The organism is Flavobacterium sp. KH_035 (assembly GCF_057839565.1).
Genome location: NZ_CM174492.1, coordinates 2165531 through 2185984, shown reverse-complemented (window position 1 = coordinate 2185984; position 20454 = coordinate 2165531). Strand labels below are relative to the sequence as shown.

The window sequence follows — 20454 nt, the reverse complement described above, 5'->3', positions numbered from 1 at the left end:
GCAATCTAAAATCTACAATTCTAAAGCGGTCTGTCTTCTTTTTTCACTCCAAAAGTTATCGACGGTTTGCTTCCCATAAACAATTTAAGCTCTCCTCCTTTTACGATCATATCGTGTGTGATGTATGATTTTGTGTAGGGTTTCCCGTTGTACTCCGCTTTTTGGATATAAATATTTGTTTTGCTATTATCGATTGCTTTCAGGGTAAACGAAATACCTTCTTTATGATGTAGAACTGCTGTATTCACTAACGGACTTCCTAATACATAAATTCCGTTTGCCGGATTAACCGAATAGAATCCCATGGAAGATAAAACGTACCAGGCTGACATTTGTCCTAAATCTTCATTTCCGCATAACCCGTCCGGTTTTGTTGAGTAAAATTTATCATCAATTTCACGAATTAACTTAGCTGTTTTCCAAGGTTGCCCCGCGTAAGCATATAAATACGGAATATGGTGATTCGGCTCGTTTCCTTGTGCATACTGCCCTATTAAACCGCTAATATCCGGAGAGATTTCTTCGCCTTCTACTTTATCTGTTATTAGAAAAAGAGAATCTAATTTGGCCAGAAATTTGTCTTCACTTCCAAACAAATCGATCAGACCATATGGATCCTGCGGAACTAACCAGGTGTACTGCCAGGCATTTCCTTCTACATAATCATCTTTTCGATGTGCTGATGAAAGCGGATTAAAAGGTGTTCTCCAATTTCCATTGGTTAATTTCCCTCTCATGAACGTAGTTTCTTTGTCGAAATAGAGTTTGTATAAATTGGCTCTTTTAGAGAAATAATTATAATCTTCGGTTTTGTTCAGATCTTTGGCCATTAAGGCTACGCAATAATCGTCGATGGCGTATTCTAAAGCATTTCCAACAGATTCCACCATTTTATCGGCAGGAATATATTCCAGTTTTTGTACATAATCCATCCCGTCACGGGTTTGCATCGCTGTTTTTTTGATGGCTTCGTAGGCCAATGCAACATCATATCCTCTGTATCCTTTCATGTAAGCATCAACGATAACCGCTATGGAGTGATTTCCGTTCATGGTATTGGTTTCATTCCCCATTAAATGCCAAACCGGTAATCTCCCCTGCTGCTCATAAATGGCCAGGAACGACTTCACAATATCATTGATTTTGTCGGGCTGTGTAAGGGTGTACAATGGATGCAGTCCGCGATACGTATCCCAAAGTGAAAAAGTGGTGTAGTTGGTAAAATTTGCTTTTTCATACACTTTCTTATCAGTACCTCTGTAATCGCCGTTGGCATCATTAAAGATGGAAGGTGCAAACATGGTGTGATACATGGCCGTGTAAAAAACTTTCATCGTTTTATCGTCAGCTTTGATCTGAATTTTGTTCAATTCCTTGTTCCATTTTGAAGTTGCTTCTTTGGTAACAGCATCAAAATTCCAACCCGGAATCTCGGCTTTAATGTTTGCCGAAGCATTCTCATAACTTACCGGAGATATTCCGACTTTTACTAATATCTGTTTGTTTTTTAATGTTTTAAAATCCAAAACAGCTTTCATTTTTACCGCTTCTCCTTCGTTTCCTGCAACCGCAGTGGTACTGTCATACAATGCCATATTAGAAATTGGCTCAGAAAATTCCATTGTGAAAAAAATACGCTGATCGGCAGCCCAGCCTGCAGAATAACGATAGCCCACAAGAGTGGTTTCATTGATTTTTTTAATAAACGTTTTTACCGGTTTGTCCCAGCCTATTCCGTCTGCAAGATCCAGTAAAATGTGATTGTCTGTAGTAGTATTAAAAGTATATTTATGAAAGCCTACTCTTTCACTGGCTGTCAGCTCTGCTTTAATTTTATATTTGTCCAGTACAACGCTGTAATATCCAGCCTTGCTTACCTCATTTTTATGAGAGAAATAAGAGCCATAACCCGTGGTCATATCTTCTTTTGTTCCTTTGGTAAGCGGCACTTTTCCAGATACCGGCAACAAAAGAATATCGTTTAAATCTCCAATTCCCGTTCCGCTCAAATGGGTATGTGTAAAACCCAAAATGGTGTTGCTGGCATAGTTATATCCGCTGCACCAATCCCAGCCTTCAAAAACATTTACAGGCCCGAGCTGTACTGCTCCAAAAGGAACGTTGGCTCCCACAAATACGTGTCCGTGACCCGCAGAGCCAATAAACGGATTTACATATTGCGTATAATCTAAATTGGTTTGTTTTGCCTTCTTTTGCTGTGAAACAACCGGATTGACAAAAAATAGATTTAAAGCTAAAATCCCGCTAAAAGCTATTTTGTTATATTTTGTAAACATATTATTTTTTTATTGACTTGTGTTGATTAACCACGGATGACACTGATTAAACAGATTTACACAGCTATTTTTTAATTTTGAACCTAAAAATTTAACCGCAAAGTGCGCAAGGATTTACGCAAAGTCCGCCAAGCAGACGCATTCTCAGAAGACCTTTGCAACTCTGAACCTTTGAACCTAAAAAGACTCAGAACCTCAGCCTCTCAGAACCTTAGTACCTAGAAGGCTTAGTACCTAGAAGGCTTAGTACCTTTTAAGAACATCATATAGAGAATAAACTCTAACCTTCGGTTTTGCAATTTTTCCTTCAAACGTAATTGTTTTTTCTTCTCCGGCTTTCAGATCGAAATAATTGTCGGTCCATTTTCCGGTGTATCCTTTTATTGAAACATTGACGTATTTAGCTATCTTTAAAGCTTTCAAAGTCAACTGATTCCCTTTAACCTTCCAGGTAATTTCTGGATCTTCTAATTTCAGATTGATCGGACGAGTCAAATCAATTTCAGGAGTTTTATCATCGCGATAGGCTTCCTTCATTGCGTACCAGGCCGCTTTAGGCTGTCGGTCGTAATAATCGGTGACACTCCAGCTTGCTACCGGCCAGCAATCGTTGAGCTGCCAAACCAATGTTCCCATATTATAGGGTGCTTTCGAACGATGGATGCCAATAATGTTTTTAAGCGAATAATATTGTAAACACTGTGTGAGATAGGTATAATCCTCCACATTCATTTTCTTAATTTTTGTCGAATCAATAAAATATCGGTTCAGATACGAATCTAATTTCATGAATCCTTTTCCGGCTTTTTGATGTGCCTGTAAAATATCGGAATATAAATATCGATCTTCAGCTTTTGTAAATCTTTCGATCGACGAATAATTGGGCATCGCCTGCATTCCGTATTCGCTCACAAAACGTCCTGTTTTATTTTGTACAGCTTCAACATCTTCCAATCCCCACCAAGTTCCCCAATAATGGCTGTCACCTTCGGTTAAACTTTTTGCTTTCGACCAATGGAATGAAGGTGAAGAGCTAATATATGGTCGTTTATTGTCTACTTCTTTTACCCATTTTGGGATACTATCCTGAAACAAACGAACGTAATCTTTCCATAAACGAATAGAATCCTGTTTGGGCATTTTCATGCTTTTTTGCCATCCCCAATCTTTAAAGGCTTCATCAATTTCGTTATTTCCACACCACAAAACAATACTCTTGTGATGGCGTAAACGTTTTACCTGATACTGAACTTCTTTTTTTACATTGGCAAAAAAAGCGTCATCTCCCGGTACCATTGTTCCCGCAAACATAAAATCCTGCCAAACGTAGATACCATTTTTATCACATAAATCGTAGAAATAGTCATCCTCATAAATTCCTCCACCCCAAACACGAAGCATATTCATGTTGGCACCTTTGGCCATACCGATTACTTTTTCATACTCTTTTTTAGTAACTCTGGAAAGAAATGCATCTGACGGAATATAATTGGCTCCTTTCATATAGACGGGTTTTCCATCTATTTTAAAATAAAAGGTTTTACCAACATTATCCGGTTCCTGAACCAATTCGATTTTACGATCTAACACATAAGGTTTCTCTGGAGTTTTTTTATCGTAGGCTTCTAATCGCGGTGTTTTCCAGATTCCACAAGTGGTGAATTTTGGTCCCCAATCCCATCCAAAATGATATTGCGCTTTACGCACATAGGCACGTGGATTGTCCGGAATTACAAATGGTAAGTCTTTCTTTGCCAGGGAATCGACTACGTTTTGTGCCGATTTGAATACAATAAGCAGATCGTTGTTTCCTGATTTTAATATCTTTTTTACATCTACACGCCATTGCAGGAACATGTTATCCGCTTTTAAAACCAGCTGATTGTTCAAATAAACGGTGGCGTAAGTATCCAATCCGTCAAAAACGAGGTCGGCGTTTTTCTTTTTTAAAGTTTCCGGACTTACTTTAAAAGTGGTTTTATATTCCCAGTCTTTCTTTTCAATCCAGGTCAGTTTTTTTTCATTGTCCCGATAAAATGGATCCGATATGGTTTTATTGTTCAGTAAATCGGTATGTATTTCTCCCGGAACTGTTGCAGGGTACCATTTGGTAGTTTTAGTCTCCCGATACTGCCAGCCGGTTTTCAAATCTTTGTTTTGGGCATTTGCCGCCAATGAAAAATTGGCGAGACAAACGCCGACAAACCAATAAAATCTTTTTGTATACTCCATTTTATACCAATTATAATTATATATCTAGTCTTTTATTTTCTGGCAGAATGCCGATATAGTGTGAAAATAATCTAAATTTTTATTAGACTACATTGAATACTAAATCGGTATTCGCTGAATAATAAATTAACGCTTTGGGTGTAATTCATTTTTTCTAATTCGGTCGCCGGCAGTTGGAGAAGGATAATTATTCTTTAATTATTTCCTTCTCGCTTAAGGGTTTAATACGGAATAAAAGTAACTAACAAAATACTCTGAAATCATTTCCTTTTTTTACGGCTGCCTAGCTTTAATTTGTTTTAGATTGTTGACTTTAAATCCTCGATTTCTGATTTTCGATTCCTTAAAAGGCTGTCTCATTATAGATTCTTTGGATGGTAATTCCATCTTTTTCAGCAGAAGCAACTTGTCTTTTGCGAAAAAAAGGGATTTAAACCTGGCGAACTATTTTCGATACCATTCCTCTAATGTAATGAAAATCAAACAGAAAATTAAAAATAAGCCGGGAGGTACAGGTATCCCTACCCGGCTTAACTCAACTAACTCACCACAATTTTAAACTATTGCTTATCCCACCAGATTCTGGTTGTCATTAAATCTAACCCCTGGCGTGCTATTGCTTCTTTATAATTAGCCGAATTTGTGATCAATTCTGACTGATCGTAAATTAATCTTCTTGGTACAGTTCCTTTTGTTTCTCCTGTTGGATCATTCACAGGAACTAAAACCGGATATCCTGTTCTTCTGTATTCTGAAAATGCTTCAAAACCATTGAAAAGCAATACAATCCATTTTTGAGTGATAATCTGTTCGATTTTCTGAGCTTCGGTTCCTGCCGCTTTAAACGGATTCGCCGCGATATAAGTATTGTATTCTGCAGTTGTAACCGCTGGTACTTTGTCTCCAAAAATTACCAGAATTTGCATCGCAGCTTTTACACCGTCTTCATAAAACTTTTGTGCATTTCCTCCAACATTCCAGCCTTTTACAGCAGCTTCTGCTAAGATAAATTGTACCTCAGCATAAGACATGATTAAAGTTGGGGCATCTAAACGTAAAACCGTAGAAGTGTTAGGATCTGAAAACAGTTTTTTGTCTCCTCCGGGAAATTCTTTAGCATCGTTTGCAAGACCTTGCTGACTTGCCGGATTGTTGTTTCCTGAAGCTTCCAGTTTAGCATAAATTCTTAAACGCGGATCGTTATTGTTTTTCAACGCATCGATATACGTTTTACTGAATTTGATATTCGCATCTCCTTTGTTCAGATCATTTTGAACCCATGAAGAGGTAATTGGATTGGTTTTAACCCCAGCCGGACCTGAATCATGTTTTAAAACAAGACTGTCGTCATTAGAAGTAAAAACTCCTTTCGATACTGCTTTCTCTACGTATTGTTTTGCTTTGGCAGGATTTACTTTAGACAAACGCATCGCTACTCTCAACATTAAAGAGTTTGCCAGTTTTTTCCATTTGGCAACATTACTTTGGTAGTACAAATCGGCATTACCAACGAATGGTTTATTAGCGTCTAAAGCATCACCTGCTTCGTCTAATTCTTTTAAAAGATCATTATAGATAGCTTCCTGTGTGTCATATTTTGGGGCAAAAACATTTCCGTTGTATCCTTTACCTGCATCAAAATAAGGAACTTCACCGTAAGTATCTGTCAATTTTTGAAACATAAACACCTTCATGATTCTGCAAGCCTGAATCATATTTGAGTTTTCCGGCGCGTCTTTTGCAACCGACATCAATTGAAAAATCTGATTCAATCCTTTACCGTATGACTCACCAAACAGTGCTGCAGAATATTCCGGAGCATAAGTATATTTTGAACCTGGCCCTCCTAATGAAGAAAATTGCTGAACGATTTGTGCCGCATACAGGTTATTTCCTCTGGTATTTGAAAAATCCTGTCCGTCAACGTAGATCTCGGCAAGTGTAAACATTGATTTTACAGCCGGATCAAGCAAAGCATTTGGATTCCTGTTTAACTCTTCGAATCCTTTATCGCATGAAGCCAATGTCATTGCCCCCACAATTGCGATACAAAATATTTTTATATATTTATTTTTCATCTTTCGGTTTGATTATTAAAATTTCACATTAAGTGTCAGTCCATAGTTTCTGGTCAAAGGCATAGAAGCTCTTTCAAGACCTTGGGCATTACTATTAGAATAGTTTGATTCCGGGTCAATATTTGGAACTTTATCATAAATCGTCCATAAATTATGTGCTGAAAACGCTAAGCTGATTGCTTGAAATGGTGTTTTTGACAAATATGTTTTTGGGAAATTATAGCTAAATGAGATGGCTCTTAGTTTCACAAAATCGGCATCGTATACAAAATTTGAAGTAACATCACTATAGCTTCTCCAGTAATCGTAAGCAGAAACAGTTGTGTTTACAGCATTTCCGTTAACATCTGTTCCTTTTACTGCAACTCCGCCTTCACGACCAGAAAGTGTTTGTTCTGATAATCCGTAACGGGCTCCTAATTGGTTGGTCGCAGAATAAATCTCTCCTCCAAATTTAGCATCTACAAAAACTGAAAGCGTAAAGTTTTTATATTGAAAATCATTTGAAAGTCCCATAGATGTTGGTGCAACACCTTGTCCAGCAATAATCAGGTTTCCTCTTAGGAATCTTCCATTAGTATCAACTACTACATTTCCGTTAGCATCTCTTAAATAGTCGTATGCTTTGATTACTCCAAAAGGTTGTCCTTTTTCTAACACAACAGAAGCTCTTCCATCTCTGTTTCCTTCCAATGATTTGGTTGTAATTTTATCTGAAAGATTAAGAACCTCACTATTGTTATAAGCAAAATTATATCCTACACTCCAAGAGAAGTTTGGTGTTTTAACTGCTTTTACATTGATTGCAAACTCAACCCCTTTGTTCAGGATTTCTCCCACGTTAATCTTAGTCGTTCTGTAACCTGAAGACTGAGAGATATCAGCATCTGTAATATCATTCGTCGTTTTCTTTCTGTAGAAAGTCAAATCTGTACTTACTCTGTTGTTGAAGAATGTATTTTCGAAACCAAACTCGATTGTAGTTACGTTATAAGGTTTTAAAAATTTGTTAGGAACTGTTTCCCCTTTAACACCCAAAATTGGTTGTCCCAAAGCATCAGTTTGTCCATCTGGCGCAGTATAATTCAAAGATAAAGCATAAGCTTCCTGCAATCCACCTCCTACGTTACCCCAACCTGCTCTGAATTTTCCGTATGACATCCATTCCGGTAAATCGATTACTTCAGAATAAATAAAACTTGAACTTACAGATGGGTAAAACGTGCTGTTGCTGGATGGATCTAAAGTAGAGAACCAGTCTTCACGACCTGTTAAACTTACATATAAGAAATCTTTGTATCCTATATCTGCCGAATAAAAAAGAGAGTTTACTTCGGTTTCACCAAATAATTTCTCCGTTTGAGCCGGTTGTGTGTTTCCATAGAAATATTGGAATGGAACAATGAAGTTATTCCCTTTCATTTTAATTCCGCTAAACCTGTTGTGTTGACGGTTAGCTCCAATGAAAGCATCTAAAGAAAGGTTTTTAACGATATCGCCTTTGTACCCTAAATAACCCGAAGCATTGTATTCTGAACGGTTTTCTAATCTGTTTTCATAAGATCCGCCTGGGAGGTAGTTGATTCCGGTAGGCTCGATCTCCGTGTACTCATAGTTAATATCATCCACTCCAAGAACTGCTCTTGCGTAGATTTTATCGGTGATGTTGTAATTTACTTTTGCAGAACCGATAAAACGTTTTCTAAGGTCATCGTTTAAAGGCGATTGTGATGCAAAGTAAGGATTTGTGTGGTAGTTATTTGTTCCAAAATAATCAGCCTCGCCACCATTTTCATCAAAACCATTACTGATCCATCTGATATCAGTACCCGGTGTCAGGAAAGTAGTTGGAAAAGAAGGGTTTCTTGGAGAGTCATTCAAATAAGGTCGGTTGTGACTTTTCTCTGTGATGTACTGAGCGTTAGTCTCGATGCTTATTTTTTTATTTACTGCTGAATTTAAACTCAAAGCGATGTTGTTTCTTCCGAAGTTTGTTCCCGGCAAAATAGACTCGTCTTTGGTGTTTCCGAAAGACAATCTGAAATTTGTGGTTTCGCTTCCACCTGAAATGGCCAGCGTGTTACTGAAAGAAAATCCGGTTCTGTAGAAGTTTTCAACGTTATCCTTTCCGTAAGCCTGGTAAGGTTTAGTAGTTCCGTCAATAGCCAAAGAAGGTGTTCCGTCGTATTTATCTCCCCAGGCAAAATAATATGCATCTCTAAGTTCCTGTAGGCTTTTAAATCTTGTAGCAACACCATTTACCGGTGCTCCCGCTCCGTATTGATCCTGCCATTTCAATAAACTTGCCGGTGTGTTAAAAGTAGAGTTGGTACTAAAATCTACTCCAATTCCTGTTCCTGTTTTTCCTTTTTTAGTCGTAATTAAGATTACACCGTTTGATCCTCTGTATCCATAAAGAGCAGAAGCGGCACTACCTTTTAATACCGACATAGAAGCGATATCATCAGGATTGAAGGAAGACATACCGTCTCCTTTATCAGCTCCTCCCCACATTCCTGCGTTTCCTTGCTGGCTGTTATCAATTGGAATACCATCAACAACATATAAAGGCTGGTTCAATCCTGAAGCCGAAGTTGCTCCACGAATTACTACACGGCTGGATCCTGACGGCCCGGTAACCGGTGCAGAAACGTTAACTCCGGCAATTTTCCCCTGAAGGGCATTCCCTAAGTTAATTTCTTTATTTTTCGTCAGTTCATCGCCTTTCAATTCTCCAACGGCATAACCTAAACTTTTCTTTTGTTTTTTAACTCCAAATGAGGTTACTACAACATCCTTTAATTCCTGAGTATTTTCTACCAATACCACTGAAATTTTGTTTTGGTTTTGCTGCAATACTACTGATTGCGATGTAAAACCTATAGAAGATACCTTTAGAGTAACCGGTCCTTCGGGAACATTCATTTTAAATCGGCCTTCCGCATCAGTAATTGCACTAAACGGTTTTCCCTGAACCTCAATCGATGCAGCAACAATTCCCTTGTTCTCTGCATCAGCCACTATGCCTGTTATCAATCGGTTTTGTGCCACAGCTCCTAAGCTGCTTAACAACACCATTCCTAACACTGCCAATATTCGTTTCATAAGCATTTTTTTTTGGTTATTTGTTTGTTTTGATTTTTGTGATTGTTTTTAATTTGATTGTTTTTAAATAATTAATAAAAATTTTGCACTCGGTTTTTGAATTAAGATATTTATAAGGCTTTCACCTTATAAATATCCTGGTGTAATAGTCATGTTTATAAACCTTTCTTTTAAGAAATCGATATCGTAAACTGGCCAAAAAAACAATTGATTCTCCATTTATCTGACCTAAAATTTACTAAAACGATTTAGTAAAAAGAGTAAAAAAAAACGACACGTTTCTTTTCTTCTTTATTTTTTCTTCACAAAAAATTAAACCGATTCTCTAACAATCAATTTTCCTTTTTTAAGACTTTTTTCTATTTCAAATTTTTCCATATCAGTCATCTGACTCATTAACAACTGGATGGATTTCACAGCGATATCTTCTATGGGCTGTGCAATAACGGTTATAGTTGGCGTATGCAATTTAAAACTGTCGTGGTCGTCAAAACTAATAACCGAAATGTCTTCGGGAATCTTAACTCCCATTCTTCTAAAAGCCTGAAGCCCTGCGAGCCCCATGTAATTTGCTAAAAACAAAACGGCATCAATCTCAGGATTTTTCTCAAAAAAACCAATTATTCCGGCGATTCTTGTTTCTTCATTCGTATGGTAATCCATGTGGAGAACAAGTGACGGGTTGTACATTTCGGCTTCTTTCAAAGCATCTCTGTATCCATCCTCACGCAGCTTCATCTGAATCATTTCTGAGGTATTATTTACAACCGCTATGTTTTTACGGCCTTTACTAATCAGGAATTTTGCTGCCGAATTGGAGGCTTCATAATTGTCCATTACCACATGACTCACTCTTTGTCCCGGAAAATACCTGTCAATTAATACTACCGGTTTTTTTAACTTTAAAAGAAGATCAATACTATTTTCCAAATTCTGCGTTGGCGTCACAATAAAGCCGTCTACATTTGCCTGCAACAAACTATGTATTAATTCTTCAGAACGTCCGTCATCTCCTCCTGTACTGCAATAAAAAACTCTGTAATCAATATTCTTGGCTTCATCTTCTATAACTCTGGCAAGATCTGCAAAGAACTGATTCGAAATATCTTCGACAATAAGCCCAATAGATCTGGTTTTCCCGGTTCTAAGGCTGGTCGCAATCATACTTGGTCTGTAGTTGAGCTTTTCGGCCACTTCCTGTACCTTTTTGATTACTGCCGGACTAATGCCCATTTTCTCCCCTTTACCGTTGATGACAAAAGATACAGTAGATATAGATACCTGAGCCTCTGTAGCAATATCCTTAATAGTAATCTTTTTCATCTAATAAGTTAATTTTTTATTAAGCAGTTATTAATTATATCACAAATATATATAAAAACAGTTACTAAAACGATTTTGCAAATATATTTTTTATACAAATCATTATTTTAAAGTTAATTAAACATATAATCATCAGTATTTACAGGTATTTTCTCCATTAATCATTTTTTCTACTTCCTGACAATCACCATTGTTTTAATATGAATTCTCTTCAATTCTCTATTTTTCAAAGTGACAAGTATGGGCCTGACTAAAAACCTGTAACGTGACAAAAATAGTCTCCATCACTTTCTTTATGATATATATACTTCTAAAATTGAAGCAGTCCCTTTTATGACGTAACTGTGCATCCCTGACGGAATCAGGACGGTATCACCTTGTTTGTACTGATAATTTACATTTTCATAGCGAATTTCAAAATTACCTTCGGTACACATATAAACGGTAAAGCTTGTTCCTTTTTTACTGATTTCAACTGTCCCGTCAAGCGGAAGAAAGTTGGTGGTAAAATACGGGCAATCCACCATCACATTTGATCTGTTTGCGGCAGTATCATATTTTTTTTGTGTATCGACTTTCTTATAATTGATCGCATCCAATGCCAAATCAACATGCAATTCTCTTTTATTCCCCTGAGCATCTGTGCGGTCAAAATCATACAAACGGTACGTTATGTCTGATGTCTGCTGAATTTCTGCTACAACCATACCGGCACCTATCGCGTGAACAGTTCCCGTTTCCAAAAAGAAAACATCACCGGCTTTGGCTTTTACATCATCCAGAATCGAAACCAATGTTTTATTGTTAAGATTTTCCAGATATTCTTCTTTGCTTGAATCTTCTTTAAAACCAACAATAATTCTTGCATCGGCATCTGCCTGCATCACATACCACATTTCGGTTTTACCAAAAGAATTATGGCGTTCTTTGGCCAATTGATCATTCGGATGCACTTGTATTGACAAATCTTCTCTTGCGTCCAGGTATTTAAACAACAAAGGAAACTGATTTCCAAATCGTTCGTAAACTGCTGTTCCTAAAATTTTATTTGGTGATTGGTCAATTAGATTGGTTAACGATTGCCCTTTTAATGCTCCGTTGGCAACAATGCTTACATCTCCTTCTACGGTAGACAACTCCCAGCTTTCTCCTGTAATTTTTGATGTGATGGGTTTATTCAGAATTGTTTTTAGTTTTTCACCTCCCCAGATTCTTTCTTTTAGAATAGGTTCAAATTGTAAAGGATAAATTTTCATGCTCATTTTTTATGTCATTGAGAGGAACGGATTGGTCTCGTCCTCTGGTTATTTATTATTTTTTTTTGCCACGGATTGGAAGGTTTTTTAATTCTATGCCTAAATTTTTTCTCTCGCAGATTAGGCAGATAATGCAGATTTTTTTTAGCTGTTTTTTAAATCAGTTTAATCCGCGTTTTCGCTTTAGCGAATCTGTGGAATCCGTGTACCACTTTTCACTTTTCACTTTTCACTTCTTACTTCTTACTTCTTACTTCTTACTTCATTACTTAATAGAAATAGCAACTCCACCGCTAGAAGCAAGTTTTTGCTTTAGTTTAGTTTTACTGTTTACTGTCACTTTGCGAATGCTATACGATTGTGGATTGGTTTTGTAATCTGCCGTTTTTCCATCTTCGTAAATCGTTGCGCTATAGGATTTCCCTGCAGGCAAAAAGCTAAAATCAATCACAGCTGTACGTGGGTTTTCATCTGTAATTCCGCCTACAAACCATTCTTGTTTCCCTTTGGTTTTTCTGGCTATTGTTATATAATCGCCCGGTTCTGCTTCAAGAATGTAGCTTTCATCCCAGTCTAATGCCACATCTTTTATAAACTGAAAAGCATCCTTGAAACGCATATAGTTTTCGGGTAAATCGGCTGCCATCTGTAACGGACTGTACATTGTCACATAAAGAGCCAGCTGCTTCGTTAATGTAGTACTCAGTTTATTTTTCTTTGATCCATATACCGATAAATCTCCCTGAAAAATTCCCGGTGTATAATCCATCGGACCTCCCATAAGGCGTGTAAACGGTAAAATTGTAGTATGATCCGGATGAATTCCTTCCATAGCTTCAAACTCAGTTCCGCGAGCCGATTCCTGCGCAAACCAGTTGGGATAGGTACGATGTAATCCTGTTGGACGAACCGCTTCGTGAGAATCTACCATGATTTTATGCTTTGCCGCCTCTTTGGCTACATAGGTATAATGATTGACCATTTGCTGTCCGTCATGATGTTCTCCTCTTGGAATAATTGGCCCTACATAACCCGTCTTTACAGCATTATACTTATTATCAACCATGAAATTTAAGGCATCATTCAATTGTCGTTCGTATTCTGCAGTTGAAGAAGTCGTTTCATGATGCATAATGATTTTTACTCCTTTTTGGTTCGCATACGAACTTAAACCTTTCACATCAAAATCGGGATAGGCTTTGGTAAAACTATAAATGCGTTCTTTTTTAAAAGCGGTGTTATCTTCCCATCCTTCATTCCAACCTTCTACCAGGACGGCATCGAAACCATTTGTAGCAGCAAAATCTATATAATCTTTTACGTGTTTTGTATTGGCCCCATGTGTTGAATTGGATTTCAATTTAGAAAAATCAGTAGCACCGATCACCACATCCTGATTATCCGAATACGCCCATGTAGATCCTCCTCCGGTAAAATATTCCCACCAAACTCCAATATATTTTACAGGTTTAATCCATGAAGTATCATCAAATGCACAAGGCTCGTTTAGGTTTAAGATCATTTTTGAAGCCAAAATATTTCTGGCATCGTCACTCACAACAATGGTACGCCAAGGCGTAAAGCTCCCAGTCTGAATGTATCCTTTATTTCCAACAGCATCGGGAACCAGATGCGAGCTCAACGAATAGGCTTTATCATCAACGTTCAGGCACATTGCAGGATAATTTTTTAAAGCTGCTTCGTGAATATTAATATAAAGTCCATCATTGGTCTTCATCATCAAAGGCGTCTGAGTAGCCAAATTTTTAATCGTAGTCTGAGCAGCCAACGAAACGTGAGTAGCATTGTATACCAAAGATTGCATCTCCGATATTTTAGAAGTGGTATAACTATATTCGTTTGTGTCATAATCTCCCGGAATCCAGAAAAGTTTATGATCTCCCGTTAAATTAAACTCGGTAGTTTCTTCCTGAACAATAAAATGACGCAAATTATCCTGCACCGGAAACTCGTATCGAAAACCAAGACCATCATTAAACAAGCGGAAATAAATAGTTATTTTTCGTTTACTCTTTTCCTGTATCAAATCAGCTTTCAGCTCATTGTACTGGTTTCTAATTTCTTTCTGTTCTCCTAGTACCGGTTTCCAAGAACTGTCTTCCGACTGTTTTTTTGTATCGGCAATCTGAAAGCCTTTATTCATCTTAATATCCGACTTTAAAATAAAGCCCAGCCTGCTTTCTTTAATTACTTCTCTTTTCTTATAATTCAGTGAATAAACCGGAGTTCCTTCAGTGTTTAAATTAAATTTTAGTGTCAAATTCCCATCGGGAGATTTTAGTTCCTGAGCATTTGCCCATGCATTCGAAACGATAATAAAAAAACAGGTTAAAAGAATTTTTCTCATTGATAAAGTGTTTCAGGTATTGCTAAATCGATTTAGCAAACATAATAAAATTTATGTAACAGAAATGCCCAAAAGAAAAAAATATAAAAACTTTAGTTCAAAAGCCGCATTACAAAACAAAAAAAGACTGCCCTAAAGACAGTCTTTCTAAATATTTTGCGATAAACAAACTTTGGCTTAAGCCATAAACAAAGCATATTTATTATAATTGTATAAAACCTGATCGTAAGGAACTAAAAGCGGTGCTATTTTTTCTGACGAAGGCTGAAATGTAATACCATTGTGCTTTCTGAACAAATAGATCTCTTTTAAACAATTGGACAAGCTCTGATGAATTCCCGTTGTAAAAGTTGGCAATTGCTTGTCCCCGACCAATAAATCAATCTGGTAATTCGAACTGCTTTTAGACAAATTGTTTCCTATGATTCTTATTGTAAATGTTGTTGCTTTTCCGTGTTGTTCTCCCTGATACTGTACTACCATAATTTTATTATTAAAGAGGTTAGATTATCTTATTGTACTCTGATTTTTTTCCTTCTGCAAATTGAAGAATTAAAGTTATGAAAAAAAAGTAATGGACTAAAAAAAATGTTATTTTTTCTACCGGTAAAAAGGTAAATTTCAGGCGTAAAAAAACCGTAACGAATTACGGCTTTTAAACAATTAACTAAATATATTTAATCAACTTTTTAACGAGTGTAAAATTCATTCATAAGCACGATTAATTTCGGGTAACCATTGTAGTTTCTTTTTTAGTGGCGATTTCTAATAAAAAAGGATTCCCCTCTTCATCAAACATCGTCATATTTAGAGCGTCCAACAAAATCAGATTTTTCGAAACGCCTCCTTTAAATTTATTATACGAAAGATTCAATTCAGACAAATGATGTAATTTTTCCAATTCATTTGGAATTTCTCCTTCAAAATTATTATCAAACAAACTCAGGTTTTGCAAAGCGCTAAAGTTGACCACATCTTTACTTAAACTGCCTGTCAGCTTGTTCTGGTTTAAAAGTAAAACTTTTAAAGTCGTTATGGTATAAATTGAGCCCGGTAACTGTCCCTGAATTTCATTGTTGAATAATGCCAGAGTCTCTAATTGGTTCAGTTTTCCTATCTCTAAAGGAAGCTCTCCCTGAATTTTATTATCGTGCAAATCGATCGTGACTAAATTAACCAATGCAAACAATTCAACAGGCAGATTTCCCTGCAAATTATTAGCTGCTAAATGCAGCCCGACAACTTTACCATTCTCAACGATCACCCCATACCAGGTTGCTACAGATAATGACAAATCCCACTTTACTTTCCACTCTGAACCTTTTGTTGCATCATACAATTTGATAAGCGCTTCTTTCTCTTTATCTGAAACCGTATCAGCAAAAATATTCAGAGAAAAAATAAAAGCTAAAAAAAATGTGGCTAAGCTTTTCATCACAAAATTGGGGTTTTATTGATGGTATAAAATTATACATTTCGTAGTTATAAAGCACATAATGTCGATAAAGTGTTGATAAATATTAGTTTAACCCTAATTTTACTACTTTTTATAAAAATGCAATTTTTGTAATTTTTTGTTTAAATTTGAACAACTAATCCTAAAAACCTCATATTATGGAATTTAACCCTATTGCATTGTTTTTATCCGCAATCGTAACACTGGCCGTTGGCTTTATCTGGTACAACCCAAAAGTGTTTGGAACGATCTGGATGAGAGAAAATAATCTCACAGAAGAAGATCTCCGAACAGGAAATATGCTCAAAATATTCGGTCTTACGTATCTTTTCTCCTTAATGATTACCGTAATCCTAATGTCACTAACCATTCATCAAACCGGTGCTTTGGGAATGGTGGGCGGACCTCCATTGGTTGCCACCGCAAAACCTTCTTATGCTGCTTTTCTGAATGATTACGGGCTGGCATACCGCACGTTTAAACATGGTGCCCTTCACGGATTCATGTCGGCGTTGTTTTTTGCCTTACCGGTGATTGGAATCAATGGTTTATTTGAGAGAAAATCATGGAAATACATCTTTATCCATGCTGGTTTCTGGGCTGTTTCACTTACTCTAATGGGTGGAATCATCTGCGCATTTGCCTAAAAAACAACATACAAACCCGTTTGAAATTAAAACTCAGACGGGTTTTCTTAATAATAACTTAAAGCAATTGAGTTCTTATAAATATTATCTAATTTTGAAGAAATTAGCTCACTCTTTTGACTACAACCTATTCTTTCGAAATATACAACAGCACGTCACTACTGCCCTCAGAATGGAATTCTCTGGCCGTAGATAATATTTTTCTAACCAAAGAATATCTTGAAGTACTGGAAAACTCCTGTCCGGTAAATATGATATGTCATTTTATCGGAATTTTCAACGACAACAAACTGGCAGGAATTGTTTTAACTCAGTTTTTGTTTGCTGAAAAATTAGACTCATTTGGCGAACGCGATCAATGTTTAAAAACTTCTGTACGTAATTTTGCTTTTAAAAATTTTGCTTCACATGTATTATTTGTCGGAAACAATATGCTCACAGGGCAAAATGCGTTTGTATTTACTTCAGATATAAAATTATCAATAGCCTTTAAAACATTACACAAAGCTATTAATCAGCTCAAAAAAAACCTGAAAGAAAATGGAAAAAAGGTTCACATTACAAGCATAAAAGATTTTACCGCAACCGAAATTATACCTTTACAGACCGAATTTAAAAACAATTACACCTTTTCGACCCAACCCAATATGATTTTTGAGATCCACAAAGAATGGACCTCTGAACAAAATTATATTGATGCGCTGTCAAAAAAATATCGCGATCAATACAAACGGGCCCGAAAAAAAGCGGACGGAATTGAGAAACGAAAAATGTCTTTAGCCGACATTAAGAAATATGAAGATGTGATCTACGATTTGTATTTCCATGTGGCTAAGAATGCTCCTTTTAATACCTTTTTCTTAGCCCGAAATCACTTTAGCTTTTTTAAAGAGATCATGAAGGATAATTTTTTGTTTTATGGTTACTTTTTAGAAGAAAAGCTAATTGGATTCAATACTCTGATTCGAAATGGAAATGCAATGGATACTTATTTTTTAGGTTATGACGAAACGATCCAACGCGAAAAAATGCTGTACCTCAACATGCTTTATGACATGATTGCTTATTCTATCAATCACGGTTTCAAAACCATTGTATTTGCCAGAACAGCCCTCGAAATTAAAAGTTCTGTTGGAGCAAAGCCTGTTAAAATGTACGGATTAATTACACACAGCAATACTTTAATCAATCATAACATAGCGAAATTATTCAATTATCTGGAACCTAAAACTGATTGGCAGGAAAGGAATCCGTTTAAATAAACCTTTCATGAAAAGTGCGATTGAGTCAAGAGATTTTTGATTGTAGATTAACGATTGTAGATTTCTGATTTGATATTGGTCGATAATAAACACCATCTATTTTTACAGTTTTTATACAGCTGAAATCAAAAATTATTAATCAAAAACAATTACATGAATCGTTTCTATGGAACCGATTAAAACACCATCCTTATTTTCAACAGCTTAAAATCAGTTGCTACAATATGTTCATTCCTACGGAATTTAAAAGGGAGTAAAATAATACTTTGCAATTATTTTCTATTGCAATTACAAAAGCAACTCCATTAGGAGTGCAATATTTATAGAAAAATATTCAGCCACCGTTTTAAGCCCCATCGGGGCGATATATTTCACAATCGGTTTCACACAGACTACAAAAACTACGGAATTGCAATTTTCATCTGCTTGTGTAGAATGTGAATTTCCAAATCCGTTTGTGCGCCACAATACTCGCCATCAATCTGAAAATTCACGGGATAATCTGTTTTTATCGTCGCTTTATCAGTGGAAATAATTACAATATCATCCGAATCAATTGGCATGTTTCCCGTAATAATTTTTCCAATCAATAATAAATCGAGGCTTTTTAAGATGACCAATTCGAACTTTCCGTCGTTCATCGCACCATTTGGGTTAATGACTACACCTGTCCCGTATTTCTGAGAATTGGCAATCACAATCATTCGCGCCGTATGCTCGACGGTTTCATGATTAGCTGAGATAGTGGCTACAAAAGGCTCTTCTGATTCTTTTAAAGCCGAATACGCCTGTAAAGCATATCCCCAGAAACCGCGCAAATTGCTTTCTTCGTAGTTCTTTACCAGATTTGCATTTACTCCAATATCGCTCAAATGAATGCTTTTTTTGCCATTGATACAAATCATATCCATTTCGATATAATGATGCAGAAAAGCTATTTTCAGATTCTCCTCGATAGAGTCCGGCAGATTCAAATCTACAGACAATCCGTTAGCCGAACCAGCGGGTAAAATACCAATAATGATATCAAATTGCTCCATAGCTTCGGCCACCATTTTTATGGTTCCGTCACCTCCTGCTACCACAATGCGTTCGGGATGATACTGATTGTAAAGCGTCTGTACCTTTTTTTGATCGTTCTTACCAGTAGTTTCATAAACTTCCAGATCAAAATGATGAGTGGCTGCAAACTCTTGTACAGCAGCTATTAAATCTGATTTATCCAGATCTCCCGAAATCGGGTTTACGACAAATAGAATATTCTTTTTCAAAGTTTTATTTTTAAAATCAATTAAAATAATTAATTTACATCATCTATAAATATACATAATTAATGAAACCAATCTTACAATTATATCGCGGTTACGCCAATGAAGAAGAATTAATTGTAATGGGACATGTTTTCAGAAGAACGTATGAATATGATTTTCAGAAGAAAAACTTTAAAAATGCTACTTCGATTATCAATCAGTTCAGGATAAAAACTATTAAAAATTTTGATATTTATCTAAAATGCGGTAATCAGGAGATTCACACCAAAACATTGGACGACGGCTATTTTAAGTTTTGTATTCCGCTGGAAAAAGAAACTCATTTTGGGTGGATTGAATACGAAGTCAGTATTAAACATAAAACAGAAACCATAACCGAAAAAGGCAGTTTTATTCGGCCCCACAAAGGTAAATTAGGCATTATCTCCGATATTGATGATACTTTTCTGATCTCCCACACCGGAAATTTCTTTCGAAAAATATATGTTCTCTTATTTAAAAATGTGAATGACCGCAAGGTTTTTAAAGATGTGGTACCACATTATCAGGCTTTGAGTTCAGCCGGAAGAAATAATAAAGAAGAAGAAAATGCTTTTTTTTATGTATCCAGCAGCGAATGGAATTTGTATCGTTTTATTGTCAAATTCACCAAAATACACCATCTGCCAAGGGCCGTAATTCTATTGAAAGACATCAAAAGAGGAGTCCCCGATTTCTTCATGAGCGGACGTGGAAATCACGACCATAAATTTGATAAAATAAAACACGTTTTAGAATTCTACCCCAATCTTAAATATGTTTTATTAGGAGATGATTCACAGCACGATCCCATTTTGTATGAGCGAATCTGTAAAATATTTCCCGTAACCGTAAAGGCGGTTTACATCAGGCAAACTGGGAAACACAAAAAAGAAGCCACCAAGACAATTATGAAAAACCTCGAAAATTTAGAAGTCTCCGTTTGTTATTATAAAGACAGCAGTGAAGCCATTATGCACTCTAAATCTATCGGTCTTATTTCGTAAGATGTGATTTGTGAAATGTATGGAGTAAATGTAGCCTGTCTTCTATTTTTTGTAAGGGATGGTAAACTTTAGACATAAAAAAAACTTTGCCAAAGTTCAAGCCTTTGACAAAGTTATATATTCATTTCAAAACT

General features: G+C 36.3%; 13 protein-coding genes. 3 read left to right on the top strand and 10 right to left on the bottom strand.

Features of this window, described 5'->3' with window-relative positions:
- Window positions 1-20 precede the first annotated feature (20 nt).
- From AC3IS6_RS09465 to AC3IS6_RS09425, 9 genes are all read right to left on the bottom strand, one after another.
- Window positions 21-2297: a GH92 family glycosyl hydrolase gene (locus AC3IS6_RS09465; protein ID WP_489164648.1), complete on the bottom strand. Its 2277-nt coding sequence runs from the start codon at window positions 2295-2297 to the stop codon at window positions 21-23.
- A gap of 243 nt (window positions 2298-2540) precedes the next feature.
- Window positions 2541-4529 carry a beta-mannosidase gene (locus tag AC3IS6_RS09460; RefSeq protein WP_489164647.1) on the bottom strand — a complete coding sequence of 663 codons (1989 nt, stop codon included), beginning with the start codon at window positions 4527-4529 and terminating at the stop codon, window positions 2541-2543.
- Between the two features lie 560 nt (window positions 4530-5089).
- Window positions 5090-6607 carry a SusD/RagB family nutrient-binding outer membrane lipoprotein gene (locus AC3IS6_RS09455; protein WP_489164646.1) on the bottom strand — a complete coding sequence of 506 codons (1518 nt, stop codon included), beginning with the start codon at window positions 6605-6607 and terminating at the stop codon, window positions 5090-5092.
- A gap of 15 nt (window positions 6608-6622) precedes the next feature.
- Window positions 6623-9712 (bottom strand): SusC/RagA family TonB-linked outer membrane protein, encoded by a 3090-nt coding sequence (locus tag AC3IS6_RS09450; RefSeq protein WP_489164645.1) that lies wholly within the window; start codon window positions 9710-9712, stop codon window positions 6623-6625.
- Between the two features lie 312 nt (window positions 9713-10024).
- Window positions 10025-11035, bottom strand: a complete 1011-nt coding sequence (locus AC3IS6_RS09445) for a LacI family DNA-binding transcriptional regulator (RefSeq protein WP_489164644.1) — start codon at window positions 11033-11035, stop codon at window positions 10025-10027.
- A 293-nt stretch (window positions 11036-11328) separates the two neighbouring features.
- On the bottom strand, window positions 11329-12297 hold the full coding sequence (locus AC3IS6_RS09440; protein ID WP_489164643.1) for a type I phosphomannose isomerase catalytic subunit: 969 nt from the start codon (window positions 12295-12297) through the stop codon (window positions 11329-11331).
- A gap of 259 nt (window positions 12298-12556) precedes the next feature.
- The gene (locus AC3IS6_RS09435; RefSeq protein WP_489164642.1) at window positions 12557-14659 is read right to left on the bottom strand and encodes a glycoside hydrolase family 97 protein; all 2103 of its coding nucleotides are present in this window, start codon (window positions 14657-14659) and stop codon (window positions 12557-12559) included.
- 177 nt (window positions 14660-14836) lie between these two features.
- Window positions 14837-15142, bottom strand: coding sequence for a hypothetical protein (locus AC3IS6_RS09430; RefSeq protein ID WP_489164641.1), 306 nt, complete (start codon window positions 15140-15142; stop codon window positions 14837-14839).
- A 238-nt stretch (window positions 15143-15380) separates the two neighbouring features.
- Window positions 15381-16094: a leucine-rich repeat domain-containing protein gene (locus AC3IS6_RS09425; RefSeq protein WP_489164640.1), complete on the bottom strand. Its 714-nt coding sequence runs from the start codon at window positions 16092-16094 to the stop codon at window positions 15381-15383.
- Window positions 16095-16273: 179 nt separating this feature from the next.
- Between AC3IS6_RS09425 and AC3IS6_RS09420 the strand changes: the two genes are divergently transcribed.
- Both AC3IS6_RS09420 and AC3IS6_RS09415 read left to right on the top strand, forming a co-directional pair.
- Window positions 16274-16762 carry a DUF1761 domain-containing protein gene (locus AC3IS6_RS09420; protein ID WP_489164639.1) on the top strand — a complete coding sequence of 163 codons (489 nt, stop codon included), beginning with the start codon at window positions 16274-16276 and terminating at the stop codon, window positions 16760-16762.
- A 116-nt stretch (window positions 16763-16878) separates the two neighbouring features.
- Window positions 16879-18024, top strand: coding sequence for a GNAT family protein (locus AC3IS6_RS09415; protein WP_489164638.1), 1146 nt, complete (start codon window positions 16879-16881; stop codon window positions 18022-18024).
- Window positions 18025-18425: 401 nt separating this feature from the next.
- On the opposite strand, the gene AC3IS6_RS09410 is transcribed toward AC3IS6_RS09415, so the two are convergent.
- Window positions 18426-19295 (bottom strand): diacylglycerol/lipid kinase family protein, encoded by an 870-nt coding sequence (locus AC3IS6_RS09410; protein WP_489164637.1) that lies wholly within the window; start codon window positions 19293-19295, stop codon window positions 18426-18428.
- A gap of 62 nt (window positions 19296-19357) precedes the next feature.
- Between AC3IS6_RS09410 and AC3IS6_RS09405 the strand changes: the two genes are divergently transcribed.
- Complete coding sequence (locus AC3IS6_RS09405) at window positions 19358-20320, top strand: App1 family protein phosphatidate phosphatase (RefSeq protein ID WP_173967717.1); 963 nt, start codon at window positions 19358-19360, stop codon at window positions 20318-20320.
- Window positions 20321-20454 lie beyond the last annotated feature (134 nt).